Source organism: Pseudobutyrivibrio sp. AR14, from assembly GCF_900101325.1.
GTDB lineage: Bacteria > Bacillota > Clostridia > Lachnospirales > Lachnospiraceae > Pseudobutyrivibrio.
In genome coordinates this window covers 32,038-58,131 of record NZ_FMUY01000010.1, presented here as the reverse complement: position 1 = coordinate 58,131, position 26,094 = coordinate 32,038, and the positions used below count along the sequence as shown (strand labels likewise).

Annotated in this window: 21 protein-coding genes; 19 read left to right on the top strand and 2 right to left on the bottom strand. The window is 37.0% G+C overall.

Annotated elements, in window-relative coordinates:
* The first annotated feature begins 3 nt into the window (after positions 1 to 3).
* From BLP50_RS10060 to BLP50_RS09980, 17 genes are all read left to right on the top strand, one after another.
* Positions 4 to 1,266, top strand: a complete 1,263-nt coding sequence (locus tag BLP50_RS10060) for an O-antigen ligase family protein (RefSeq protein ID WP_090154293.1) — start codon at positions 4 to 6, stop codon at positions 1,264 to 1,266.
* Positions 1,267 to 1,278: 12 nt separating this feature from the next.
* Positions 1,279 to 2,358, top strand: coding sequence for a Gfo/Idh/MocA family protein (locus BLP50_RS10055; protein ID WP_090154291.1), 1,080 nt, complete (start codon positions 1,279 to 1,281; stop codon positions 2,356 to 2,358).
* Positions 2,359 to 2,381: 23 nt separating this feature from the next.
* Positions 2,382 to 3,350: a hypothetical protein gene (locus BLP50_RS10050; RefSeq protein ID WP_090154289.1), complete on the top strand. Its 969-nt coding sequence runs from the start codon at positions 2,382 to 2,384 to the stop codon at positions 3,348 to 3,350.
* Between the two features lie 18 nt (positions 3,351 to 3,368).
* Positions 3,369 to 4,736 (top strand): sugar transferase, encoded by a 1,368-nt coding sequence (locus BLP50_RS10045; protein WP_090154287.1) that lies wholly within the window; start codon positions 3,369 to 3,371, stop codon positions 4,734 to 4,736.
* Between the two features lie 179 nt (positions 4,737 to 4,915).
* Positions 4,916 to 6,073: an N-acetyl sugar amidotransferase gene (locus BLP50_RS10040; protein ID WP_090154284.1), complete on the top strand. Its 1,158-nt coding sequence runs from the start codon at positions 4,916 to 4,918 to the stop codon at positions 6,071 to 6,073.
* A 210-nt stretch (positions 6,074 to 6,283) separates the two neighbouring features.
* Entirely contained in the window at positions 6,284 to 6,895 is a 612-nt protein-coding gene (gene hisH, locus BLP50_RS10035; RefSeq protein ID WP_090154282.1) for an imidazole glycerol phosphate synthase subunit HisH, read from the top strand.
* Positions 6,896 to 6,913: 18 nt separating this feature from the next.
* On the top strand, positions 6,914 to 7,684 hold the full coding sequence (locus BLP50_RS10030; protein ID WP_090154280.1) for an AglZ/HisF2 family acetamidino modification protein: 771 nt from the start codon (positions 6,914 to 6,916) through the stop codon (positions 7,682 to 7,684).
* A gap of 50 nt (positions 7,685 to 7,734) precedes the next feature.
* A complete protein-coding gene (locus BLP50_RS10025) occupies positions 7,735 to 8,964 on the top strand; it encodes a glycosyltransferase (RefSeq protein ID WP_090154278.1) in 1,230 nt (409 codons plus the stop codon).
* A gap of 85 nt (positions 8,965 to 9,049) precedes the next feature.
* The gene (locus tag BLP50_RS10020; RefSeq protein WP_090154276.1) at positions 9,050 to 10,207 is read left to right on the top strand and encodes a glycosyltransferase family 4 protein; all 1,158 of its coding nucleotides are present in this window, start codon (positions 9,050 to 9,052) and stop codon (positions 10,205 to 10,207) included.
* A gap of 37 nt (positions 10,208 to 10,244) precedes the next feature.
* Positions 10,245 to 11,207 (top strand): GNAT family N-acetyltransferase, encoded by a 963-nt coding sequence (locus BLP50_RS10015; RefSeq protein WP_090154274.1) that lies wholly within the window; start codon positions 10,245 to 10,247, stop codon positions 11,205 to 11,207.
* Between the two features lie 20 nt (positions 11,208 to 11,227).
* Positions 11,228 to 12,283, top strand: a complete 1,056-nt coding sequence (locus tag BLP50_RS10010) for a WaaS/CpsH family glycosyltransferase (protein WP_176753753.1) — start codon at positions 11,228 to 11,230, stop codon at positions 12,281 to 12,283.
* A gap of 33 nt (positions 12,284 to 12,316) precedes the next feature.
* A complete protein-coding gene (locus BLP50_RS10005) occupies positions 12,317 to 13,285 on the top strand; it encodes a glycosyltransferase family 2 protein (RefSeq protein WP_090154270.1) in 969 nt (322 codons plus the stop codon).
* Between the two features lie 3 nt (positions 13,286 to 13,288).
* A complete protein-coding gene (locus tag BLP50_RS10000) occupies positions 13,289 to 14,713 on the top strand; it encodes a hypothetical protein (protein WP_090154268.1) in 1,425 nt (474 codons plus the stop codon).
* A gap of 282 nt (positions 14,714 to 14,995) precedes the next feature.
* A complete protein-coding gene (locus tag BLP50_RS09995; RefSeq protein ID WP_090154266.1) occupies positions 14,996 to 15,664 on the top strand; it encodes an acylneuraminate cytidylyltransferase family protein in 669 nt (222 codons plus the stop codon).
* A gap of 1 nt (position 15,665) precedes the next feature.
* Positions 15,666 to 16,676: a beta/alpha barrel domain-containing protein gene (locus BLP50_RS09990; RefSeq protein ID WP_090154264.1), complete on the top strand. Its 1,011-nt coding sequence runs from the start codon at positions 15,666 to 15,668 to the stop codon at positions 16,674 to 16,676.
* Positions 16,677 to 16,726: 50 nt separating this feature from the next.
* On the top strand, positions 16,727 to 17,695 hold the full coding sequence (locus tag BLP50_RS09985; RefSeq protein ID WP_090154261.1) for a KpsF/GutQ family sugar-phosphate isomerase: 969 nt from the start codon (positions 16,727 to 16,729) through the stop codon (positions 17,693 to 17,695).
* Between the two features lie 124 nt (positions 17,696 to 17,819).
* On the top strand, positions 17,820 to 18,377 hold the full coding sequence (locus BLP50_RS09980) for a hypothetical protein (RefSeq protein ID WP_090154259.1): 558 nt from the start codon (positions 17,820 to 17,822) through the stop codon (positions 18,375 to 18,377).
* A 58-nt stretch (positions 18,378 to 18,435) separates the two neighbouring features.
* On the opposite strand, the gene BLP50_RS09975 is transcribed toward BLP50_RS09980, so the two are convergent.
* Positions 18,436 to 20,292, bottom strand: coding sequence for an LTA synthase family protein (locus BLP50_RS09975; protein ID WP_090154257.1), 1,857 nt, complete (start codon positions 20,290 to 20,292; stop codon positions 18,436 to 18,438).
* A gap of 196 nt (positions 20,293 to 20,488) precedes the next feature.
* Between BLP50_RS09975 and BLP50_RS09970 the strand changes: the two genes are divergently transcribed.
* On the top strand, positions 20,489 to 22,192 hold the full coding sequence (locus BLP50_RS09970) for a glycosyltransferase family 39 protein (protein WP_090154255.1): 1,704 nt from the start codon (positions 20,489 to 20,491) through the stop codon (positions 22,190 to 22,192).
* Between the two features lie 49 nt (positions 22,193 to 22,241).
* Here BLP50_RS09970 and BLP50_RS09965 read toward each other — a convergent pair whose 3' ends face one another.
* The gene (locus BLP50_RS09965; protein WP_090154253.1) at positions 22,242 to 24,503 is read right to left on the bottom strand and encodes a YfhO family protein; all 2,262 of its coding nucleotides are present in this window, start codon (positions 24,501 to 24,503) and stop codon (positions 22,242 to 22,244) included.
* A gap of 114 nt (positions 24,504 to 24,617) precedes the next feature.
* Here BLP50_RS09965 and BLP50_RS09960 point away from each other — a divergent pair, with 114 nt between their 5' ends.
* The gene (locus tag BLP50_RS09960; protein ID WP_090154251.1) at positions 24,618 to 26,087 is read left to right on the top strand and encodes a DUF6056 family protein; all 1,470 of its coding nucleotides are present in this window, start codon (positions 24,618 to 24,620) and stop codon (positions 26,085 to 26,087) included.
* Positions 26,088 to 26,094: the final 7 nt, after the last annotated feature.

Genomic DNA, 26,094 nt, shown 5'->3' with positions numbered 1-26,094 from the left:
TATATGTTTCTTGAAAAGAATAAGAAATTGATTTCCATATGCTTAATAAGCTTATTGCTTTTTGCCAGATTTGATTTGGGGATAGTCTACAGCAAGATTTTTATGCTCATTAATGTGGCAATTAATGGACTTACTATTTTGTATTGTGGTTATCTTGGTCTTAATGACAAGAAAACAATAAAAAAAGCGATTGTAAATCCAGCAATATTATGGGTGTTTTTGTTCTCGGTTTTAGTGTTCATCTATGGGCATTTCAAAATTGGAACTTATACAGATATGTACAGCAGACAGTATGCGCTGCTTACAATTGTACCAGCTATTCTTATCATGATTATCCTCTATTATAATATGGATGATATGCTTGATATTTTATCTGTAGCAGGCTCATTTACTATCGTAACTACTCTTATCACTAGTTTGAAATATGACTATGTATGGGGAGAGTGGGTTGATGGTACCATATCAGAATCAAGAGTAGGAGCTACACCAGCGGGCACCTGTGTAGATACTGCAAATTTTATAATCATACTTTTGATTCCAGTCATTTATAATATATATGTAAATAAAAGCTGGAAAAAATATGCCTTGCCAGCAGCTCTTGGGATATTTTTGATATTTGCTTCAGGGGCAAAGGCAGCGATTATACCACTAGCATTTGTATTTATTATTTTGATTATTGGAACTTCTAAGGATAAAAAAGTTCTTAGAAGAAATTTGTTGGTGCTAGGGATAGCAGGTGTTTTAGGTATAATTCTTATTATGTCAGTACCACTTTTATATAGAATTATTGGTGCTAGATTTGTTGAGCTATTTACCAGTCTTAACGATACAGAGTATGATTTGCACACTAGTACAGGACAGCGTATGGCTGTTACGGCAGAATTTAAGAAACACTTTGGTGAGCATCCAATATTTGGACATGGATTTTATGCATTTAAAGAGATGCCTTATTCTCAGCTTGAGGAGTATAAGGTAGATGGTGTAGTTAATTATAGACATATTCATATCCACAACAATTTCATGGAAATTCTTTTTGGATTTGGAATTGTAGGATTTATATTATATTATTGGTTGCCTGTATATGTGCTTATCAAATCATTTATGTCTAAGAACAAGCAGGTAATCATATTGGTTCTTTCGATAATGGTGTCTTTCCTTTTTATAGATTTGGGATTAGACATGTTTTATAATTACATGACTCCATATTTCGCCTATCTAGTTGCATACTGTATACTAAAAAAGGGCGAGAATGAATCATTTTCTTAGGAGGAAAATAAAATGAAATATGCAATTATCGGTTGTGGACGTATTTCTCCAAACCATGTAGTAGCTTCACAGAAGACAGGTCTTGATTTGGTAGCACTTTGTGATTTGGACCTTAAGAACACAGAAGATAAGATTAAGAAATTTGATTTAGATGCAAATTATGTTAAGCAGTATACAGACTATAAGGAAATGCTTGCAAATGAAAAGCCTGAGCTTGTAGCTATTGCTACAGAGTCTGGTAAGCATGCTCAGATTGCCCTAGATTGTATTGAGGCTGGCTGTAATGTCATTATTGAAAAACCAATTGCTCTTTCTCTCAAGGATGCAGATGCAATTATTGAGGCTGGACACAAGAAAGGTGTTAAGGTATGTGCTTGCCATCAGAATAGATTTAATAAGTCAATCCAGATGATTAGAGAAGCTCTTGAGAAGGGCAGATTTGGTCGTCTTTTATATGGTACAGCTCACATCAGATGGGCTAGAGATCATGAATACTATGACAGAGCTTCTTGGCGTGGTACATGGGAGCAGGATGGTGGTGCTCTTATGAATCAGTGTATCCATGATATCGACCTTCTCCGTTGGATGATGGGTGATGAGGTAGTACGTGTTGTAGGTATGACTGACAGATTAAAGCATGACTATATCCAGGCAGAGGATTTAGGTATTGCCCTTGTTCAGTTTGCTAACGGAAGCTACGGTATCATCGAGGGTACAACTAATGTATTTCCTAAGAATCTTGAAGAGACTCTTTATATCTTTGGCGATAAGGGTACAGTTAAGGCTGGCGGTGATGCTGTAAATCTTCTTGAGGAGTGGAACTTCTCAGATTATATCGATGAGCCAGAGCAGGTTAAAAAAGAATGTTCAGAGCTTCCTCCAAATGTATATGGATTTGGTCACTCAAAGCTCTATAGAGATGTAATTGATGCTATTGAAAATGATAGAGAGCCATACGTAAATGGTGAGGCTGGACGCCGCGCTCTTGAGATGGTTCTTGCAATATATAAATCAGCTGCAACAGGTGAGCCTGTAGAGTTCCCAATGAAGGATTGCAGCACAATGGATTTTGTGGGACGTTTCGATAAATAAATTTTTTGTCAAATGAGGTATCAATGAAACAGTACGGCGGGTGTCTTCCTCTGGAATTAAAAAAAATAAATACTGATTTCTTTCCGGGATTTGATTATGTAGCACTTAATTCTGGGCGCAGTGCTATTGCATATGCAGCATTGGCTGGTGGATTTAAGCAGGTCTACATACCTTATTATACCTGCAAGACTGTTGAGGCAGGCCTTTTGGATGTTGGCGTAGATGTTCTTTATTACAATATTGATAAGGACTTTATGCCTATTGCACCGGAAGGTGGATTTGATGATAGAGCATTATTCGTATATACGAATTATTTTGGTATCATGACACATACCAAGCAGATGGATATTATTGCTGAGCATAGTCATGTTTTGTTTGATAATACACAGGGCTTTTTTACAAAGCCTTTGCGTGGCACATATTCAGCTTACAGTTGCCGCAAGTTTTTTGGCGTGCCTGACGGGGCCTACTTAGTTGCAGATACACTTCCTGTGATTGATTTAAAGCAGGGAGAGAGCGCAGATACAGCAAGCTTTCTTTTGAAATCTATCGAAACAGGGCCGAACGATGCTTATGGTTTATCCAAAGATAATGAGGAGCATATTAATGGTGAGGGCATGCGGCTTATGTCGAAACTCACAACAGCTATTATGGAGTCTATTGACCTACAGTCGGTAAATAATAGAAGAACTGTTAATTTCAATACTATCCATAACTTGCTGGGGAAGTATAATGAGCTTGATATAAAGCTAGAAAATGGTGCACCTATGGTTTATCCATTGCTTATAGACGTAGACGGAGTTCGTGAATATCTGGTAGAAAATGAGATATTTGTTCCAAGGTGGTGGCGTTGGATAGAAGAATCCAAATATACAAATGATTTTGAGAAGCATCTTTCTAAGCATTTGGTACCAATTCCTATCACTCAGATTTATGATTCAAAAGACATGGAATATATAGCAGATTTGATACTGAAGAAAATAGAACAGTAATTTTTAGGGATAAGAAAATTGAAAAATAAAAATACAATTAGAAAAATTGAGAGCTTAATCGAGCTTTTAGTTATGGCAATTGCATATTACTTCATGTGGAAGTATAGGATATTTGATAGGGCATACTTTTTCCCTTTTCTAGGACGTGGTAAGTATGTGCTGATGGGCATATATTTTATCCTTATGCTTGTAGTAATTCATCTGTGCGAGGGATTCAAATACGGAATCCTTAAGATAGCAGATGTTCTGTTTTCACAGTGGATTGGAATTATAATTGTAAATATGGTGACATACTTACAGTTATGCCTTATGGCTAATGCGATGATTCCAGTGAGACATATGCTACTTCTTACGCTTGGAGATTTTGTTATCTCAGGTATTTGCGTATATATATTCTTTGCCATCTACGAGCGTCACTCTAAGGCAAGCAAGCTTTTGATGGTATATGGAAATAAGGAATCAGTTGGCCTGAAGCTTAAGATGGACACTAGAGCAGATAGCTACAATATTAAAAAGATTGTCAGCATTGACGAGGGTGAGGATGTTATTTTCAAGATGCTTGACGATTATGATGGACTTGTAATATCAGATGTTAGTGCCGAGCAGAGAAATGATTTGTTAAAGCATTGCTATATGCACAACATCGAGACATATATCACACCAAAGATTTCTGATGTAATTATTGCAGGAGGCGAGGGCATTCATCAGTTTGATACTCCTCTTGTGATGATTAATACAACTGGTCTCACTCCAGAGCAGGCTTTCGTTAAGAGATTCTTTGATATTGTGTTGAGTCTAATTGCAATAGTACTAGCAGCTATTCCGATGCTTATTATTGCAATAGCAATTAAGCTAGAGGACCATGGCCCAGTTTTATACAAGCAGGCCCGTGTTACAAAGGATGGTAAGGTATTTGATATCCTGAAATTCAGGAGCATGGTTGTGGATGCTGAGCAGCGCCCTACCACAGATGATGATGACCGTATCACAAAAGTGGGCCATGCCATTCGTGGTATTCGTTTTGATGAATTGCCACAGCTTTTCAATATTTTAAAGGGAGAGATGTCGATAGTAGGACCTCGCCCTGAGCGTACTGAGCATGTAGAAAAGTACACTGCAGCCATCCCTGAATTCGAATTCAGAAGTAAGGTAAAGGGTGGTCTTACAGGCTTCGCTCAAATCTACGGCAAGTACAACACATCAGCTTACGACAAGATTAAGCTTGATTTGATGTATATAGAAAACTATAGTTTCTTACTTGATTTAAAGCTCATCCTCATGACAGTTCGTGTATTATTTAAGCGCGAAAGCACAGAAGGTTTCGACAAAATCGTAACAGCCGACGAAATCCTCGAAGAGCTTGAAAGCGGTAAAGAAAACCGTTAGCTATCAAATGGCGAGAAGTGCTGTAGGCTAAAGCGCTGAGATGCGCAGCTAATAGAAAGAGTAAATTATTTATATGAGTCTGTAGCTATCAAGCTCTGAGTGTTGCGTAGCGAGACGTGTTAGTCGAGCGGAGTAATATCTCAGGCTTGAGAGCGTAACAGACGGATTAGAGGTATTACATGCCAATATATGTTCCTAAGATTAAGAGAGAATTTCAACGCTGTACGCAGTGTGTTATGGACACTACGGATTCAATGATTGAATTTGATGAGAATGGTGTCTGCGACCACTGTCGCAACTTTGAAAAGAATATAAAGCCATATTGGAATCCTAACAAGGAGAATCGTGAGGAGCTTGAAAAAGTAGCAGCTCAGATTCGTAAGGATGGAGAGGGCAAGGATTACGATTGTATCCTTGGTATGTCAGGTGGAGCAGATAGCTCATATCTTGCATATATTGCCAAGGAGGTCATGCACCTTCGTCCTCTTATTTACGTTGTAGATACTGGTTGGAATCTTAACGTAGCTGTTGAGAATATCGAAAAGATAGTTAAGGGTCTCGACCTTGATATGTACACTGATGTTATCAACTGGAAGGAAATGAGTGATTTCCAGCTTGCTATGTTTAAGTCAGGTATCAGTAGCTGCGATGCGCCACAGGATCAGGCGATTTTTGCTTCTCTTTACAATTATGCAGTTAAGCATAAAATCAAATGGGTTCTCACAGGCTCTAATAACAGTACAGAGTTTGTACGTCCACCTGTTGAGTGGATTTATATGAACGATAAAATAATGAATAACGACATCCACAAGAAGTTTGGTAAGCGTCCATTTAAGACTTACCCTCAGTGTGGAATTTTAAAATATAGATTGCTTTACAAATATGTGTATGGAATGAAGAGGTTCTATCCACTTGACTATGTTGTCTATGATAAGGCTAAGGCAGAGGATTTCCTTCACGAGAAATATGGCTGGATGAAATACGAGAATAAGCATTACGAGAATGTATTTACCAGATTCTTCGAGGGATATTATCTCCCATACAAATTTGGATTTGATACTAGAAAAAATGTATTCTCAACTCAGATTCTTGCTGGCACAATGACTCGCGAGGAGGCTCTTGAGAAGCTCAAGACTAATCCATACGACACAGACCAGATGGAGCAGGACAAAGAATATATCGCCAAGAAGCTTGGGATCACAACAGAGGAGTTCGACGAAATCATCAATTCTCCAGCCCACACCCCAGAGGACTACAAAAACTCTATGTGGATAATCAAATTGGGCTTGAAGATTTGTAAACTTTTAGGTATAGAAAAGAGGAATATGCGATTCTAAAGGACTGGTCAAGGTTGAGACTGAGTGTAAATACGGCGAATCTTGCTTGCAAGAATGAGCAGTATTTATGCTCAGGATTAAGTCCTGCATTGCAGGACCAAACCGACATGAGTATTTTTGCGAAGCAAAAATGCGAATGCGGTTTGACCTTGAACAGTAGAAAATAAATAGAAAGATTAGCCTGTAGTAACAGGCGACGGGTTTAGATTGATGATAGCAATTATAAACTACGGTCTAGGTAATCTAGGCTCAATTGCCAACATGTTAAAAGTAATCGGCGAAAAGAGCGTAATTACTGCAGACCCAGAGAAAATAAAATCAGCAGACAAAATCATCTTGCCAGGTGTAGGTGCATTTGATGCAGGTATGGGCAAGCTGAACGAGACAGGCCTTGTGGACCTTATCAAGGAAGAGGCGAGAAATGGCAAGCCAATCCTTGGCATCTGCCTTGGTATGCAGCTCCTTGGAAATGGTTCTGAGGAGGGACAGCTTCCTGGCCTTGGACTGATTGATTTTGAATGTAAGAGATTTAATATTCCAGCGGAGATGAACCTTAAGGTACCTCATATGGGCTGGGATATTGTAGAGTTCAAAAAAGATGTTCCACTTCTTGATGGTATCGAGGGTCGTCAGAGATATTACTTCGTACATACGTATCATGCGGTATGTGCTAATCCAGAGGATGTGATGATGACTTGCGATTATGGATATGAATTTGCATGCGCTGTTAATTCAGGCAATGTATACGGTGTGCAGTTTCATCCAGAAAAGAGCCATGATTTTGGAATGAGATTATTAGAGAATTTCGTTAAGAAATGTTAAAAATATTAAGAGGTTGCTATGTTTAATAGACCAAGAATTATCCCAGTTCTTCTAATTGATGACAGGGACTTAATTAAGACAATAAATTTCAAAAAGCCAACATACCTAGGAGATCCAGTTAATGCTCTTAAGATTTTCAACCGTAAGGGTATTGATGAGATGGCGGTGCTTGATATTTCAGCAAGCAAGAGAGGAGTGGAGCCTGATTTTGAGCTCCTTACTGATATGGCATCTGAGGCATTTATGCCACTTTCCTATGGTGGTGGAATCAAGACCCTTGATCAAGTGAGAAAGCTTCTTGCTATCGGCTATGAGAAGGTAGTTTTAAATACAAGCCTTGTAGAGGATGAGCAGCTTGTTAAGGATGCAGTAGCACTTGCTGGTTCTCAGTCTGTTGTAGCATCAATCGATGCAAAGCTTGTGAAGGGGCAGTACAAATGCGTTATTTGCGATGGAACAAAGGTTATCGACATGACTCCAGTAGAGCTTGCAAAACATGCTGAGGAGCTTGGCGTAGGTGAGATTTTCCTTAACAGCATAGACAGAGATGGTATGATGTCTGGCTACGATATAGAGCTTATCAATGAGGTGGTAGAGGCAGTTAGCATTCCTGTTACAGCATGTGGTGGAGCTGGTGGCATTTCTGATTTGAAGGATGCCCTCCAAAATGGTCATGCCCATGCAGCAGCTGGTGGCAGCATGTTTGTATTCTACGGTAGATTAAAGGCTGTGCTTATCACAGCACCAACTGAGGAAGAACTTACAGAAGCTGGTATATATACAGAATAATTTTCAAATCATAAATAGAAACTGTCAGTATTAATGACTGATGAGGTGTTATGAAAATATTATTGATAGATGTTAATTGCAAATATAGCTCCACTGGTAAAATAGTCTACGATTTGTATTCCCGCCTTAATGCAGATGGTCATGAGGCTAGGATTGCATACGGCCGTGGGGATGTTATAGATGAATCAGGCATTTACAAATTTGGCATAGATTTAGAGACAAAAAAGCATGCGTTGCTTGCTAGAATTACAGGAAAAAATGGATGCTATTCTCCAAAATCTACAACCAGACTTATTGAATACATAAAAGAGTTCAATCCAGACTTGATTCATATACATGAGCTACATGCTTATTTTGTAAATCACGGTCAGCTTTTAGAATTTTTAAAAGAGCAGCAGATTCCGGTAGTATGGACTTTTCACTGTGAGTATATGTACACAGGCAAATGTGGATTTGCCTATGAGTGCCAGCAGTACAAAAGTGGATGTGGGAAATGCCCTTATATACATGAGTATGTTAGCTCATTTGGAATCGACAGGACTGCTAAGCTTTTATTTGAGAAGAAAAAGAGTATGGAGGGTCTCAATCTTAAGGCTATAGTTACTCCATCTAGGTGGCTTGCCGACAAGACAAAAGAGACTTATCTTTATAAATATAATATTCAGGTCATTCACAATGGAATAGATACTGACGGTATCTTTTATCCAAGACCTTCGGATGAAGAGCTTAGGAGTGAATACGGTATAAATCCAGATGATAGGCTAGTCCTTGCAGTAGCTCCAAACATTATGGATGTGAGAAAGGGCGGCCAAACAGTTCTTGACTTGGCGGAGACAATGCCTGATACTCAGTTTGTTTTAGTAGGAGCAGACGAGACTAAGAGACATTCTGACAATGTGCAGCTTATTGCTCGCACCAAAAATCAGGACGAGCTTGCTCGCTGGTACTCAGAGGCAGATATTTTTATAATCTGTTCAAAGGCTGAAAATTTCCCAACCACATGTATTGAGGCTCTTTGCTGTGGAACAGCGGTTGTGGGACTTGATGAGTGTGGAACAAAAGAGACTGCGCCAGAGCCTTACGGTACATTCGTAAAGGCGGATATAGCAGGTGATGAAGATGTAAAATATGCCGCTACTTTAGAGTTGCTTAAGAAAGCTGTGGAGACTCAGTTGGCAAAGGGACTATCATCAGAGCAGATTAGAGAATTTGCAGTCAGCGCTTATGACAATAAGGTAATGTATAATAATTACCTAAACATATATAACATTTGTAACTAACAATCTCTTAAAACACTGAACAAGACGTGTTAGTCTAGTGAAGTGTTACTAAGGATTGTTAAGGTAACAAATGCAAGGAGAATTTATGAAAATATTACATATTGCTTTACCTTCTCATTTTACAGAGGGTATGCTATATCAGGAAAATGTCCTGATTGATATGAATAGAAAAGATGGTCATGACACTACCATTATCACTGATGTATATCATTATGAGGGCAGTGAGCTTGTAGAAGGTCCAGAGGAAGACCGTATAATGGAAAATGGTGCTCGCATCATTCGTCTTAAATACGATAGAGTTTTATTTAGTGATTTATGGACAGAGAAAATCCAAAAATGTCGTAGACTTAAAAAGTATTTGGATGAGATACAGCCTGATACTATTTTATATCACGGTGTCTGTGGCTATGAGATGATGGATATTGCAAAGTATTGCAAGGAGCATCCAGAGTGCCTATTCTACATGGATAGCCATGAGGACTACACCAACTCAGCAATGACATTTGCCAGCAAGACATTTTATAAATTTATCCATGGACATTTTGTTCACAAGGCACTTCCTCAGGTTGATAAGGTATTATACTTAGGCGTGCAGATGCGTGATTGGCTCAAGGATATATACAATATTCCTAATGACAAGATGGAATTTATGGCTATAGGAGGAATTATTTATACTCCTGAGCAGCAAAACGAGGCAAGACAGGATATTATAAATAGATACGCATTGCCAAAGGATGCTATCATACTTGCTCATTCAGGTAAGCTTTCTGCTGGTAAGCGTACAGCGGAACTTTTAAAAGCATTTGCTCAGGTGAAAGACCCTAGACTTGCTCTTTTTGTATTTGGTTCGATTCCTTCTGAGATGGAAGAGATACTTAGACCACTCCTTGAGGCTGATAGCCGTGTTCATTTTATGGGGTGGAAGGTCAATAAGGAAATTGAGCAGTTCTTGGCAGGTGTAGATCTCTATTGCCAGCCAGGTGGTCAGTCTTCTACATTTGAGACAGCTATGTGCTGTGGTTGTGCTAATATGACCTATCCACATGAGACTTATAAGGATGAGACATACAGCGATTGCAATGGGGAGAATTATTTCTTCGTTGATGGAACTGAGGATATGGTTAATGTGTTTAAGCAGATTACAGATAATCCGATGATTTTGGAACAGACTAAGGCGAAATCATTTGCATTTGCAAAGCTTCAGTTCGATTATGAAGTTATTGCCAGAAGAATATATACCTAGTTTTTGATAAGAACTAGTTGATGAGGTAATTTAGTTTATGACTAACAAAGAGTTGTTTAACAAATTTTGCGAAGATAATTATGTGTGCATATATTCAAAACCATGGTGGCTTGATGCTATCGTAGGACCAGATAACTGGGATGTTTGGATATATGAAAAGGGCGGACGTATTTGGGCTGCCATGCCTTATTATCTTGAGGAGAAAAATGGAATAAAGCGTATCACTAAGCCACCTCTTACTCAGACCAATGGCCTTATTGTTAGTTATCCAAAAGACCCACAGTCTCTAGCTAAGAGAGCTAGCTATGAGGAAGAGATATGTGATGCTGCTATTGAGTTTATCGAAAGCATGGGGCTTGATATTTATGAGCAGCAATTCCAGTATAGATATACCAATTTCTTGCCATTTTTCTGGCACAGATATAGTGTGATACCTCGTTATACATATGTTATCGAGGATACATCTGATATGGAAAAAGTAGATGCGGGAATTAGCAGTAAGTATAAAAATATGATTCGTAAGGGTGAGAAAAATGTACACCATTTCGGAACAATAGATGCAGATACTTTCTATACAGAGCATGAGAAAATATTTGCTAGACAGGATTTACCTGTGCCATTCACAAGAGAGCAATGGCTACGTATATACGAAGCAGCTTACACTAATAATGCCGGCGAAGTATTTGCAGCACTTGGAGAAAATGATGAAGTACTTTCTCTTAGCTTTTTAGTGTGGGATGAAGAGAGTCTCTATTTAGATGCAGGTGGTCCAATTCCAGAACATGCACGTCTTCAGACCTATGATGCATTGGTTCATAAGTCTATTGAAAAGGCTCATGAAAAAGGCCTTAAATTTGATTTCGAGGGCAGTGTTGTTAAGCAGATTAACCACAGCTTTAGAGAATATGGCGGACGACCAGTTGAGTATTATCGTTTCCGCAAGGTATTTAACCCAGAGATAATCAGAAAAGAAGCAGAGGAAGCTATCGCAAGACTATAAATTAGCTATCTGATGAGGTAATGATGGATTTAAAAGATAAAAATGTGTTAATTATCATGCCGGAGTTTTACTCATTCCAGACCAATCTTAAGGATGAGTTGGAATCACGTGGAGCTCACGTAAAATTCTATGATGAAGAACCTAAAAAGACAAAGTTTTTAATCCTAAAAAATATGGAGAGTATTTTCCATAAAAAGGATGTCTTTGGAAAGTTTAACAGGCAGTTGACCAATCAAATAATTGCAGAAAAGCCTACAGAGGGTTATGACTATTTCCTTGTAATCAGAGGTAATGTTCTTTCAGAAGAGACCATTATTACTATCAAGGAAAGAGCCCTTAAAAATGGTGCGAAAACGATTTATTACACTTGGGACCCTGTTGAGTATGTGCGACACAAGGGCAAACTAGGTCTTTTGTTTGATAAGAGATATGATTTTGACTCAGTAGATGTTAGAAATACAGATATGGGATACGAGCTGCTTCCGCTTTTCTATACAGATGAGTTTGATGCAGCAGATTGGCAGAAGCCAGATGAGTACTTGTATGATTATGTAAGTGTATCGGCCTTCTTCCCATACAGATATAGATATTTAAAAGCATTCAAGAAAGCTAATCCAGACAAAAAATTATTGTTCAAATTGTACCTTAGTCCGGTGGTATACTGGGGAAAGAAAATCAAGGATCCAAAGCTTGTTAAGAATTTGGATATGGACATTATCACTTTCAAGCCATATACCCATGAGGAGATGCGTCAGCAGTGCAAGGAGACTAGAGCAATCCTTGATTTAACACAGGAGCATCAGCAGGGACTTACAATGCGTACACTTGAGACTGTAGGCGCCAAGCTTAAGCTTGTAACCAATAATGCATATATAAATGAATATGATTTCTACAATGATAATGATTATGTAATCATGTCTGATTTATCAGCAAAGGCTGATGAGGCTGAAAAGACAGGAGATTACAGTGCCTTTATTCTCCCTGGCGAGGAATGGCTAGGAAAGCCATATCAGGAGAATGAAGAGATTCGCAGGAGTTATTCTATTCATGCTTTTATCGAGAAAGTTTTTAACTAAGCCGTAACCAGTGGATTGGAGATTGGAGAATTGATGAAACCAGTACTTTATATAGTTATTCCATGTTATAACGAGGAAGAGGTTCTTCCTATTACTGCTCCAGAGTTTTTGGCTAAGATTAAGGAGCTTGTGGGCCTTGATAAGATTGATGACAAGAGCCGTGTTATGTTTGTAAATGATGGCTCCAAGGATAAGACTTGGGAGATTATCAAGGATCTTTCAAAGCAGGATGAGCATTATATCGGTATCACTCAGAGCCGCAACCGTGGTCATCAGAATGCAGTACTTGCAGGTCTTATGGAGGCTAAGGAGCTTTGTGATATCACTATTTCAATCGACTGTGATGGTCAGGATGATATCAATGCCATGAACGAGATGGTTGATGCATATTTGGATGGCTGTGAGATAGTATATGGCGTTCGTAACAGCCGTCAGACTGACACATTCTTCAAGAGATTTACAGCAGAGAGCTTCTACAAGCTTTTAAACAAAATGGGAGCAGAGGTTGTATTTAATCATGCAGATTACAGACTTGTATCTAGCAGAGTGCTTGATGAGTTTGCTAACTTCAAGGAGGTTAACCTATTCCTTAGAGGTATGTTTCCTCTTGTAGGATTTAAGAGCACAAGCGTATACTATGCGAGAAATGAGCGTATTGCAGGAGAGAGTCATTATCCTCTTTCAAAAATGCTTTCCCTTGCATTTGATGGTATTACATCTCTTAGTGTTAAGCCTATTCGTATGATTACTGGATTTGGTATTTTTGTGGCATTTATAAGCCTAGTGCTTTTAGTATATTCGATTGTTCAGCATTTCCTTGGAAATACTGAGACAGGTTGGTCAAGTATGATGGTTGCAATCTGTTTCCTAGGTGGTATCCAGCTTATTTCACTTGGTGTAATTGGTGAGTACGTTGGTAAGACATACATGGAGACAAAGCAGAGACCTCGATATATCATTTCTGAGAGAACTTATGATGAGGATGAAAAGAAGGAATCCTAAAAGATGATGGAACCTACAATTGAGAATTTTCTCGCCTTTGAGAGAAAGTACCAGTGTAACAAAATAGAAATTGAAGGTCTACATGCCTGGGCGCTTTATCGTTATGAGATTCATAATGCCATTAAGAAGGCGGTCTATAAGACAGAGGGGCCAGGTGGAGAGGAATCCTACACAAAAAAGGAACTTTTTTCCATGGCTTTAAATGCGCTTAGGCCATTTAGATATCACAATGTGGATATACTTTTTGTTGGAAATGGTAGACGTACCAAAAATGTAGATACTGGATATTTTGAAGATATATATTGTGATGATATTGCAAAAAAATATAAGAGTGTCATTCTAGAACATCCAGAAAATCATGGACATTGCCAGCCAAACGGAATGGACAATGTCTATTTTACTGACAGGGTGGCATTTCAGACCAATATTGCTGTAAAGCTTTCTAGAAAGTTCAACACGAAAAAAAGACAGCGTAGAACACAGCTAGTCACAGATATTATTGGTCCTATACTTGATAAGGCTAAGGAAGAATTTGGCCCAGATTTAAAGGAAAAACTCATTCCGGAAATAGTAGATAGAATTTACTATGTAGATATTACTAAGAAATATTGCGGTAAGATATTGGACAAAGCAAAGCCAAAACTCATTATTGAGATTTGCTATTATACAATGGAAAGTTATGCAATGAGTTTGTTGGGGCATGAGAGAGGTATCACAACAGCTGAGTACAGCCATGGATTTGCTTTCCCAACCCATACACCAATGCAATACAATCCAGAGGATAGTTTGCCAGAATTACCAGATTATGAGTTGATATATAGCAAGACACAGCTTCCGATTGTTCATCTTCCAGAGTCAGTTAAGATGATTACTGTAGGATTTCCGTTTTTTGAAAGACAGCGTGAGCATTACAAAAAGCTATATCCTAGACAGGATAAGACAATATGCTTTATCTCTACACTTCACGAGGGCGAAGACATTAGTAAGGTTGCAGCTCAAGTGGCAGATGAAATCGGTGATAAATATAGGGTGATTTACAAGCTTCATCCATTTGAATTTGCAACATATAAAAAGCGGTATCCGTGGACTGCTACTGATAAGCTAGAAGTAATTGCCAATAATGGTGAGCATATATTTAGATATTTGGCGGAGAGCTCTATTGTTGTCAGCGCCCGTACGGCTTCGGTTTGGGAAGGAATTGGATTTGGATGTAAGACAATTCTTTTAAATTTTGGTGACACAGCTGTCAATATGGAGTATTTTATAAAAGAAAAAAATGTTCCCCTTGTAGACAATGCTAAGCAGGTGGTAGATTTGATTCGAAATGATGCAGCAGGTGTTGTAGAGCCAGACGGCATGTTCGAACCGAATGCCATGACAAATATTTGCAATTTTATAGATGGTATTTTGGCTTCGCCAAAATCGTAAAGTCAGAATACTATTTATTCAAATACTAAAAATAGGCAGTAGTTCACAAGCTAGTATTTATTCATAGAGTATAAATAGCTAGTAGTTCACAAGCTCTTAGATTTCTCAAGCGAATCGTGTTAGATGAGCGGAGAAATACTAAGGCTTGTGAATGTAACTAGCGAGATATACACTGGGGCTCGTGAATGTAACTAGCGAGATATACACTGGGGCTCGTGAATGTAACTAGCGAGAAATACACTAAGGCTTGTGAGCGTAACTGCCGAGAGAGGAAATATAAATATGAAGACAGTAGCTTTTGTTCCAATTAAGTTAAATAATGAGAGACTTCCAGGCAAAAATATTAAGGAATTTGGAGATGGCACTCCACTTATTAACGTAGTTCTTAAGAAGCTTGTTCAGCTTAAAGAAGACAAGACTTTAGATGAGATTTACGTGTATTGTTCAGATGAGGCTATTATTCCTTACCTTCCTGAGGGGGTTCAGTTCCTTCAGCGCCCAAAATTCTTAGATGAGAAGACAACAAAGGGACGTCTTATATATGAGGAGTTTGTAAAGACAATCGAGGCTGATGTTTATTTGCTTGAGCATGTTACTACACCGCTTGTTACAGTTGAGCATATTAAGGACTGCGTAGACCACGTCAAGAGTGGTGAGTATGAGTCAGCTTTCACAGCTAAGAAGATGCAGACTTTCTTCTGGAAGAATGGAAAGCCACTTAACTTTGATTTATACAATCCTCCTAGAACTCAGGATATGGAGCCATTTTATATTGAGACTACTTCTACATTTGTATTTAGTAGAGAGTCATTCCTCAGAAATCATTCTCGTACTTCAGAGAATCCTTACATGTGTGAAGTAGAGGAAATCGAGGCAGTTGATATCGATTACGCTGAAGACTTCGAGATTGCAAATGCTATATATATGAATCAGTTAAAGAAAGGTAATTAAAATGAATAACCAATACCGTTTATTAGATTGTACACTTCGTGATGGTGGCCACATTACTGGTGGTAATTATGGGGAAAAGACAATCACAGGTACAATCGAAAAATTAGTTGAGGCGAAGGTAGATATTATTGAGGTAGGCTTTATGTGGGATAAGCCACTTTCAACAGACTATACTAGATTCTATTCAATGGAGGATGTTAAGAGAATTCTTCCAAAGGATTTGGGACAGTCAACAATTGCAGTAATGGTTGAAAAGCCAGATTTACTTGGACATATTGAAGATTGTGATGGCACTATTAAGTATGTAAGAGTTATCTTTAAGAGACATCTTTTGGATTGGGCTTGTGAGACAGCTACAGAGCTTTTAAAGAAGGGCTATCAGGTTTCTATGAATCCTGTTAACTGTACAGTATATACAGACGAAGAATATATCAATGTAATCAAGAGAGTAAACGAGGTTCACCCTACAGTTTTCTCTATGGTTGATACATTTGGCAATATGAGATTAGAGGATTTTGAGAAGAGATTCATCCTAGTTAATGAGCACCTTGATAAGGATATTCAGATGGGTATTCATCTTCATGAGAATCTTGGTCTTGCTTTTGCAATGGCTCAGCGTGCTATTGAGAAGAGATATCCAGATCGTAAATACGTTATTGATGGTTCTCTTATTGGAATGGGTAGAGATCCAGGAAATCTCAAGATTGAGCAGATTGCAGAATATATGAATTATAAGTTTGATCAGGGATATAATATTCCAGCAATCTATGATGCTATCAGCGAATATATTCAGCCACTTCACGAGAAGTATGGTTGGGGATTTAAGCTTCCATATGCCATGAGCGCATATTATGATTTGCATCGTACATACCCTGAGTTCCTTATGAACAAGGGGGATCTTACAATGAGAGATATTGATGTAATCCTCTCTAGAGTTGAGCGTAGCGAATCTGAATATTACAATGAGGAATATATCGAGAATCTATATCAGGAATACAAAAAGAATAAGTAGATTGATTCTTTAGAGATATTTCATTTTATACAAAGGAAAGATATAAGTAGATGGAACGAATTGATGTTATCAAAGAAGCGAAAAGAGTATTTGATATAGAAATAGCAGCCCTTGAAAAGACTAGGGATGCTCTTGATGGTGAGTTTGAGGAAATCCTTAAGGCTGTAATCAGTTGCACAGGTAAGGTAATAATTACAGGAATGGGTAAGCCAGGTCACATCGGTGAGAAGCTTGCTGCTACATTCTCAAGTCTTGGTACACCATCATTCTTTTTACATCCTGCAGAGGCTATGCATGGAGATCTTGGAATGGTTGCCAAGGATGATGTGGTAATTGCCATTTCATTTAGTGGAGAAAGCGATGAGATTGTAAAGATTCTTCCTACTATCAAGCTTATCGGAGCAAAACTTATCGGTATTACAGGCAATGCCAATTCTACACTTGCTGAAGCATCAGATATTTTGCAGATTCTTCCTGATTTTGAGGAGGCTTGTTACTTGGGGCTTGCACCTACATCTAGCACTACAGTGGCGCTTTGCTATGGTGATGCCCTTGCAGTAGTTGCAAGCGGTGTATATGGATTTAAGGATGCTGACTTTGGCAAGTTCCATCCAGCAGGGGCATTAGGTAAAAAGCTTATTTACAGAGTTAACGACCTTATGGATTCTGGAGATAACAATGCAGTTATTTCAGTGGATGTATCTCTTAAAGAAGCTATTATTGAGCTTAGTGATAAGGGACTTGGCCTTGTATCATTGGTTGATAATAATGGAGATTTGAAGGGTGTTATTACAGAAGGTGACCTTCGAAGAATGCTTAAAAATGAGGCCAATGTATATGAGATGTCTGCAAAAGAGGCTATGACAGCTAATCCTAAGACAATCGAAAGTGGTAAGCTTGCATATGAAGCTCTTTCTATTATGAAGGAGAAGAATATAGCATGTCTTCCTGTTATGGAAGATGGTAAGGTAGTCGGAACTATCAGAATGCAGGCAATATTAGGGGCAGGAATTGTGTAATTCACGTATTTTTCAGAAATATTACTTGATTTAATCGTTTTTATGGACTAGACTCATAATAGAGAATAATACTCAGAAGCAAAAATAGAGGTATTAGTAAGATTAAATAATGAGAGGTGGAAATATGAAAAAGTTTAAATTTACAAAAATAGTTTCCCTTGCACTTGCAATGTTTATGGCATTTTCAGTATTCACTGTTAGTGTATCAGCTGCTAACAGAGGAGATGCTTACAAGAGACAGCTTACTGCAGAGGAGATTGCTACAATCAAGACTGTATTTGATGCTAAGTACTATGGCACAGTATACATGGATGTAGTTTATTTCTATGGCTATGACTACTATACACCAGCAATTGACGACATTTTGTTTGCTCACTTTATTAACTGTGGTATCTGGGAAGAGAGACAGCCTAGCGCAGCTTTCAACGTAGATGTATATGCATCTAGAAATACAGATCTTCAGCCACAGTTTGGTGATGATATCATTGCTTATTATATGTACTATGCTACACACCTTAAGGAGCAGTCATGGAGAGTAGTTCCTACTTTAAATGATGCTTGGGCTAAGCAGGCTACAATCTATAGCGTATATGATTTCCAGGTTGGACAGGTTGGACCAAAGGCAGGTGCAGTTGCAGTTCAGACACCTGACTCACCAGCTTTTAAGCTTGATGATAAATAATTAAAAAAGAACATTAAAATGGCTTTACTTCATATGAAGTAAAGCCATTTTTAATGCTCTATTCAATGGAATTATCCATCTGTATATCCCACAATGTAAATACATCAGGCCCATAATCATTAAATAAATAATTTTCATAATTACCAACTGAGATATAAACCTGGCAGGTTAATTGTTCGAGATGATCATATGGAATATCTGAGTGGACAACTCCGCACCAGCCGACGCGGTTAGCTTCTATATCCATATCAAAATCATATTTTTTATCATTGTCAGCAGAATCGACCACTGATAATTTTAGACTTTTAACATCTGCCATATTAAGGGTGTCAGCGTCTTGTAATCTAAAACGAATAGTTCCATCTTCATTAGCAACTTCCATGTAGGATACTTCTTGAGCTTTCTCCAAATCCGCATCTGTAAAAGAATCATTGGCTAGTGACATAACTAATTTAGACGGCTTACTGAATTCCTCATTACATTTATCTTTTCCATACTGCTCAATTAAGGTGCTGTCGGAACTATACAGATTAGTACCACATCCTACTCGGTTAGAAGACATTTCTACTCCCAGAGCTGCAAGAGTCGTTGGGAATAAATCCATGGTAGAGTATTCTCTATGTTTGTCCATTTCAGGCGAAACCGCTGAATTAATAATACATGTATAAGTCTTACGCTGGTAATCATCATCTACATCATCGCAAAAATCAGAATCCATAGTAGTGTGATCGCCAGTTATTACTATAGTAGTATTGTCATAGAAATCTTGTTTTTGTATCCAGTTAACAAAAGCATTAACTTGTCTATCGGAACATGCCATTACATTAGCATATTGGTTGTCTCCAAATTCATGTCCACATAGTCTGCATACATAACCGTCCTCGAAATGAGTATCTATAGTAAACATTGTATAGTTAAATGGCTTATCAGACTTAGCAAGATCTAATAAATCTGCTTTTGCAAATTCAAATACTTTCTCGTCCTCATATCCCCAGTTTACATAATAGTCTGATGGAATCAATCCTGTTTCGTATGCCCAATTTAAATCATGGATAGTGTAGTCGCCATGATCCTTAAAAAATGGTGCTAACGCTCCGAAGTTAGCGGAAGAACCCATCTGAACCACATTTTGATAACCTTCATTTTCAAGAATATCACCTATAGCTGTCATCTTTGGGAAAAAACCATCACTTTTATCAGATTTGGATTCGTCAACACCCATCTGCATAGGCAGACCGCTAGATTGAGCAAATAAGGCTGCTGTAGTCCACTGCATGCCAGGTAGAATTATTCCACCATTAAGTATGTTGTTATCACCGGAAAAATTTTCATTACTCTCACTTAGTTTTGTGAGATTTGGAATACAATTCTCATCAAATCCACCGCCATTTTCTTTGTCAGCGTAAGTCATCTCCATGGATTCTAAATAAATATAAATAAGATTTCTCTTTTTTTCGGGGAAGGTATATGACACAGTTGCTGGGTCTACATAATTATTTCCAACAAAATCTGGACCATTTAATCCTTTTTTTGAATTAATAAAATCTGTAATAACATGAGTGCTATTATTAAATCTAATAAGATTAAAAACATTTGCCACTAATAATACTAAGAGCATAGCAAGTGCAACAATCGTTTTTAGAGAAGGTTTCTTTTTCTTAACAAAATGAAGGATGAGCACTAGTGCAATAAATAACAAAAGCATAGGAAGGCCATAGTGTACTAATCCTGAAATAACCATATCGGGGTTAGTTCCTTTAATTGATGTCTTTAAGTGGAATAAAATTTCTTGATATGTAAGTTCTTTCCAAGTGTTTGCTAAATAAGATACCGTACCAAATAAAACTAGTAGAAAAACTAGGAAGATATAAAACAATACAGTCAGTATTGTTTTAAAAATTAATCCTTTCTTCATTGTCCATAACTCCTCAATTTAAAGTGAAAAAAGTCGATTATCAGAATCAGTATAATTATTTTTTTTTATAATATCAATTTAATTTTGCACTATATTTATGCGGTGAAATACTTATATAAAGGCATAATTACTAGCTAAAGGGAACATAATAGTATAAAATATTATAGAATGTATATTTTTACACAGGAGAGTATTTATGCTAGAAGCTATTGATAATAAAAAAAATATTTTCAAATTTATAATCGGCATTTTCACATTGGTATGGTCTTTTAATGTATTGAATGTGGGATTCTATGTAGATGAGAACGGACTTCTTACTATATATAAGGGATTCTATCAGGGTCAGAGACTCTTTGTAGATAGTTGGGAGGCACTGCAAACTGGTGGGATTCTTGCTTATCCGCTTATGGCACTCTATTATCAGGTGCTTTCTCCATTGTTTGCTAGTGCAGGTATAAATATAGGTTTAGTATTGTATATGCGAATCGCATATACGATATGTAGACTTTTGGTGGCTGTATATCTTTATCTTACTATCAAAAGGACAGCTTATGACAGAGGCGCCTATGTAGCTAGCCTTTTCTACTATATGTTTGTAATGGGATGGAAAAATTTCTCTTACAAGTCATATTGTGACATGGCGATTATGCTACTTGTATGTTTCTTGATTAGATACTATCAGGAAAAAAAGGTGAGATATTTCGTATATGCAGCAATAGCTACATGTGTAGCAATACTTGCCTATCCTACTATGATACTTTTGGCAGTTTTTATATTTGCTTTTGCTCTTTTGGGGATTTATCGAAATGAAGTTAGTCCTAAAGCGATTATTGCTTATGTTGTTACCTGCCTAGTTATTGGTGGAGCATTTTTGGTATTTTTACAGTTTGGTTCTGGTATCGTAAATGCGATACATCAGTTGAAAAATTTTGGAGATCAGGATTATGATTATGGTCTCTTACATAGATTAGGAATGCTATTAATTAGTTATATAGTTTTTGCAGTGATAGCATACTTACCGATTTTATTTTTAGTAATTCTTAAGAAATATAGATATGTATCATATTTAGCGGAAAAGGTGGTCTTAAGCGCTTATTGGATTATCTTTTTTGTGGTGATTTGCGCCTTTAGAATTGAAAGTGTATCTACTTCTAGATATATATACGCATTACTTCTTTTATTCTTCTGGTTGCCATATTTTATAAAGCAGGAAGAAAAAAGTGAATACACAGTTATCGGGTCTTACAATAGCCAGATTTCTGATGAGCAGGGTATTCTATGGTTGATGTTTAGCATATCAATCGCAGCTCAGTTTATTTGGGCGCTATCAACCAATCAGGACATTACGGTGCCAGGACATATGGCTATATATGCAGTCATTGCATTTATCCTTATAGCAAGCAATGAGGATAATGATTATATTGGACTCACTTGTGCTATTTTAATAGTTGACTTCTTCTTTATGGGATTCTGGGTAGCCGAGTGGAATGGTGGCTACTCTGATGTATTAGAGACTAGATATATGGTTACTGAAGGAGAACTCAAGGGTATTATTTTAAGAGAGACTGACTATGATGCCAACCAAATTTGCTATGATATGGTTACGGAATATATAGGTGAAGATGAGAAGCTTCTAGTTACATTTGGAAGTAATTGCACGGCGTATTTGAACAGTGATGCACATCAGGGCACATATTCTGTTTATGCCAGAACACAGGGGAATAGCAAGATTCTTGATTTCTGGCATGTTAATCCTGAAAAACAGGCAGATTATGTTTTAATCGATGAAAGTAATGTAAAGTATGAATCATTTTTGGAGGGGGATGTTGGGATATATTTGAAAAATATATACACTAAAACAGTCGCTAGACAAGGGTCATTTGTATTATTAAGTAGATAGAGATGTAGATTAAAATTAATCCACCTGTGTAAGGTGGATTAATTTGTTTTTAACTATTAATATTTTTTCTTTTTGTGACAATCTTATAAATATAAATGCTAATGAATATAACCCAACAAAGAAGTGAAATCTTCATTCCTAAATTATAACCAGGAGTAATATAGCTGAATGCTATATCATGACTTCCAGAAGGGACGGCTAGGAGCATCATGCCGCCGGAGTTGATTATTTCTGCATTGGCGCCATCAATTGTCGCTGTCCAGCCCTTATCGTAAGGGACACTAAAATAAACATAAGTATTATCTATATAAGAACTAGAACATGTAAATCCGTGGCCATCTTTTGAAAAGTTGGAAACGGATTTTTTGATTATTGAATCACAAGCTTCTTCGATAGAGTAATCTGTAGATATATCATTAACGTATTTACGATTTAATCCTGAAATAGAATCAGTAGGAATGTTATCATCTACAACCGCTGCTTGAAGTAAAGCAATGGCTCTATATTCGACAGGTATGTCCTTCAAATCAGATTCAGAAATATATGAATCAATAGCAAAGCCGATTGGGCAAGCAGCTGTTTCAACTAAATAATAAGGTATCTCATTGGAATAGTAGACAGCTACAGGCGAACCAATCTCTGGGTATTCATTTGTTACATAGTATTTTCCACCTAAAAGTTCAGCTAAGCCAGAATAATCATTTTTGTTTAAACCATTTACAGGATCATAATAGTCAAAAAGCGACTCGAACTCAGTGATACCAACTGAATCAGTAGATGTAAAAAGTGAGAATCCGGAAACGTTGTTAACCATAGAAAATACATTACTTGCATTGTTTAGGCGATATTGCGAATCAGGTATTTCTACCTGGCATGCAATGTCATACTGTTCTTTATAGACTTCTACAGGCTTGCCGTTTGAACGGTATACGTAAACGGTAAGAGCTGTTGTTATACAGGCAAAACCAGATACCAGGACAATTGGCAAGGCACTAGAAAAAAGCTGCTTGTTGTTTAAGAATACTGTAATACAACATCCAGCCAATCCTATGAGTATATATAAAATAAATCTGTTCTTCGAGTAAATATAACTTGAGCCATCAGCATCCTTAAATACAAAGGCAGAAATAAATAAAACGCAAATCAAAAGGACATTTATTAGGGCTGATATATGTATTTGTTTTTTATATTCTTCATGATTCTCTAAAACTAAACAAGTGGCAAGGCTCATCATAAGTACAAAACAATGCCACCAGCGATTTTGTGGGTCCATATATAAAAAGAAAACTCTTCCTATCATTGGGACAAATGCTGCGACAAAACAGAAGATAAGTAATCTAGAAAGCCAATCACGGTTTTTAATTATATATGTAATAACAAAAATTATGCCAAACAATGGAAGATAAGCAGCAGTAGAATAGAATTTTGATGGGAAAATAGCGCTTATATCTGTCATTGCCTCGGCAGGAAGAAGTATACCCTTTATATTAAATAAAATATATCTAAAGGAATAAATGAGGTTTTCAAGTATAAAGCTTGAGGTACTTCTTGAACTCTGAGAAATATACATAATGCTAGGAATAAAGAGAATAGCTGCCATTCCTACACCAACAATACCTGATGCAAAGCAGAATACAATTTCTTTTAATCTAGCCTTAAGGTCTCTGTTAAAAAATCTAAATAGGTAGTAGACAATTAAGAAAATAGCAGCTCCTACAAAAAAGAAGTAGTTCAAAAATGCATTTATAAAAATAGCAAATGTTAAGAGACGGTAATCTTTCTTTCTGATTGCAAGCTCAAGACCAATTAAAAGAAGAGGGAAAAGAGCTATAACATCATGAAAGTGATAGTACATTATATTTACAGTGGAAAAACCTGAAAAAGCATAAAGAATAGCGCCAATATAGGCGTATTTATTGTGCTGAATAAATAGCTTTAGATAGATATATGCAAATAAGCCTGCAACAGCATATTTAAGCATAAAAATCCATGCTACAATGTATGGGAATAGTTGAGCAGGAAAAAGCATAGAAAGCCAAAAGAAAGGGCTTCCTAATTCATAAAAACCATATCCCTGCATAGTAGACGTGCCTAGATCTAGGCACCATGAAAATCCATTAAGTCCACTATCTAATAGAGATTTATGCAGACCAATAGTGAATGGAATCTGCTGCTCATTGAAATCATCACGAATAATAAAGAAACCATTGCCCTGAATTATAAAAACAACTAGTGATAAAAATGCTAGTAAAAAGCAAATTAGAAAAATGCATATATAATCATTCTTTTTTAGTCTGTTTAAAAGATTCATAGGGATTAATTCTCCATTACATACTTAGATATGGTAATTCTATCACAATAGGTAAAAATATGGTATAATTCAGATAATTATGTAAATTTATAAGAGGATAGGGAAGAACGGTTTATGAATATACAGAATACAAAATATAAAATAGTTTTGGCGGTAGCGTATATTGCCATGCTGCTTCCATTTTTATATGCAGTATTTTACTCTATGCCAGCTAATGATGATTTCGCTTGGGCAATAGAGTGGTTCTCATCTAATAGATTAGTTGAGGTAGTAAAGAGAGTGGACTGGAACTATAACAACTTTTTCGGTCAATCAGGAGTAATAGCTCTTATTATTCAGGTTCTCTTTAATCCATTATATTGGTTTAAGGATGCAGGACACAGTTTTGGGATTTGCATGTGTATAGTATTTCTTGGACTTTATATCGGATATATTTTTTCAATTAAAAGAATTGGTATTTTTTTATTTGGGTTGGAAGAAAAAAAGGCTAGTTTCTTTGCTTTTTTGACAATGCTGATATTATTTACCACCTATTACTATGCGGATGTATATAACTGGTGGTCAGGCATGCCAGGATATTCTCTTCTCATGCTTTTTATGTTCATATTCTGCGGCACTACTGCTAAGTATTTTAAGTATGGCAATAAGAAAGACTATATCAGACTGATTGTATGGGGCGTAATTACCTGTACAGGTATGATGAATTGTGTTGCTGCAGGTCTGTTCTATTTGGCATGTGCATTTGTACTTTTTAAGGACAATAAGGATTCATTAAAGAAAAAGAGTATTCCATTTGTGTTATTTGTAATTAGTGGAGTTGTAACTGTAGTCGCTCCAGGTAATTTCAAAAGAACAGGTATTAAAGAAGGTAATCCTGATTATATTGGTGGATTGAAAGTTACATTTATTGACGTGATTACTAGAATTATAGATACCTTAGTACACAAGCCATGGGTTCTTGCTCTACTAGTATTAATTGTTGTTTTGGGAATCAATGCGAAGCATTCTAGAAAAGTAAAGCTCGTTAATATTGTGTTGGGAGCTTTATGTGTTTTCATTTCTGCTTTTGGTGCAATTTATCCTTATATTGTCGGTGAAAGAAAGGTTGTAGGAGCAGAATTGGCTACCAGAATTAATTTTGTTGAAGATTATATCATAATGGTTGGTTTTGCCATTGTTGCATTTTCTTTTGGCTGTTATTTGCGACAGATTTCTAATGAAAAAATTAGAGAAAAATTGAAATATGCAGGATGCATATTAGCTGTTGCCTGTGTAGTACTTTCTGCGGCTAAGGGAACAATTAAGCAGGTGGTTCCTGTAGACATTGTTGCAAAAAGGGATACTATCAAGGAACTATTTTACATCTGGGACGGTATTATGGACGAAATAGAGCATTCTGATGGTGGAGATGTAGTGATTGAGCGCCACAATGTTCCATGGACACAGTATGTTTATGTCGTTGGTATTGATGATGGCGTGAAAAATGATTTGAAATGGGCTGAGGATTATTACGGTGTATGTAATTATTGCGTGGCCAAATGGTATGATCAAAAGAGCGTAAAAGTGTTTATTTATAATGATTAGGGATGAT

Bases quoted from the DNA above. Each gene is read 5' to 3' on its own strand.
- BLP50_RS10010 (WP_176753753.1), top strand. From the start codon at position 11,228: ATGATGGATTTAAAAGATAAAAATGTGTTAATTATCATGCCGGAGTTT.
- BLP50_RS10000 (WP_090154268.1), top strand. From the start codon at position 13,289: ATGATGGAACCTACAATTGAGAATTTTCTCGCCTTTGAGAGAAAGTAC.
- BLP50_RS10015 (WP_090154274.1), top strand. From the start codon at position 10,245: ATGACTAACAAAGAGTTGTTTAACAAATTTTGCGAAGATAATTATGTG.
- BLP50_RS10025 (WP_090154278.1), top strand. From the start codon at position 7,735: ATGAAAATATTATTGATAGATGTTAATTGCAAATATAGCTCCACTGGT.
- BLP50_RS09980 (WP_090154259.1), top strand. From the start codon at position 17,820: ATGAAAAAGTTTAAATTTACAAAAATAGTTTCCCTTGCACTTGCAATG.
- BLP50_RS09965 (WP_090154253.1), bottom strand. From the start codon at position 24,503: ATGAATCTTTTAAACAGACTAAAAAAGAATGATTATATATGCATTTTT.
- BLP50_RS09990 (WP_090154264.1), top strand. From the start codon at position 15,666: ATGAATAACCAATACCGTTTATTAGATTGTACACTTCGTGATGGTGGC.
- BLP50_RS09975 (WP_090154257.1), bottom strand. From the start codon at position 20,292: ATGAAGAAAGGATTAATTTTTAAAACAATACTGACTGTATTGTTTTAT.
- BLP50_RS10040 (WP_090154284.1), top strand. From the start codon at position 4,916: ATGCCAATATATGTTCCTAAGATTAAGAGAGAATTTCAACGCTGTACG.
- BLP50_RS09995 (WP_090154266.1), top strand. From the start codon at position 14,996: ATGAAGACAGTAGCTTTTGTTCCAATTAAGTTAAATAATGAGAGACTT.
- hisH (WP_090154282.1), top strand. From the start codon at position 6,284: ATGATAGCAATTATAAACTACGGTCTAGGTAATCTAGGCTCAATTGCC.
- BLP50_RS10005 (WP_090154270.1), top strand. From the start codon at position 12,317: ATGAAACCAGTACTTTATATAGTTATTCCATGTTATAACGAGGAAGAG.
- BLP50_RS10030 (WP_090154280.1), top strand. From the start codon at position 6,914: ATGTTTAATAGACCAAGAATTATCCCAGTTCTTCTAATTGATGACAGG.
- BLP50_RS09960 (WP_090154251.1), top strand. From the start codon at position 24,618: ATGAATATACAGAATACAAAATATAAAATAGTTTTGGCGGTAGCGTAT.
- BLP50_RS09970 (WP_090154255.1), top strand. From the start codon at position 20,489: ATGCTAGAAGCTATTGATAATAAAAAAAATATTTTCAAATTTATAATC.
- BLP50_RS10055 (WP_090154291.1), top strand. From the start codon at position 1,279: ATGAAATATGCAATTATCGGTTGTGGACGTATTTCTCCAAACCATGTA.
- BLP50_RS10060 (WP_090154293.1), top strand. From the start codon at position 4: ATGTTTCTTGAAAAGAATAAGAAATTGATTTCCATATGCTTAATAAGC.
- BLP50_RS10020 (WP_090154276.1), top strand. From the start codon at position 9,050: ATGAAAATATTACATATTGCTTTACCTTCTCATTTTACAGAGGGTATG.
- BLP50_RS10050 (WP_090154289.1), top strand. From the start codon at position 2,382: ATGAAACAGTACGGCGGGTGTCTTCCTCTGGAATTAAAAAAAATAAAT.
- BLP50_RS09985 (WP_090154261.1), top strand. From the start codon at position 16,727: ATGGAACGAATTGATGTTATCAAAGAAGCGAAAAGAGTATTTGATATA.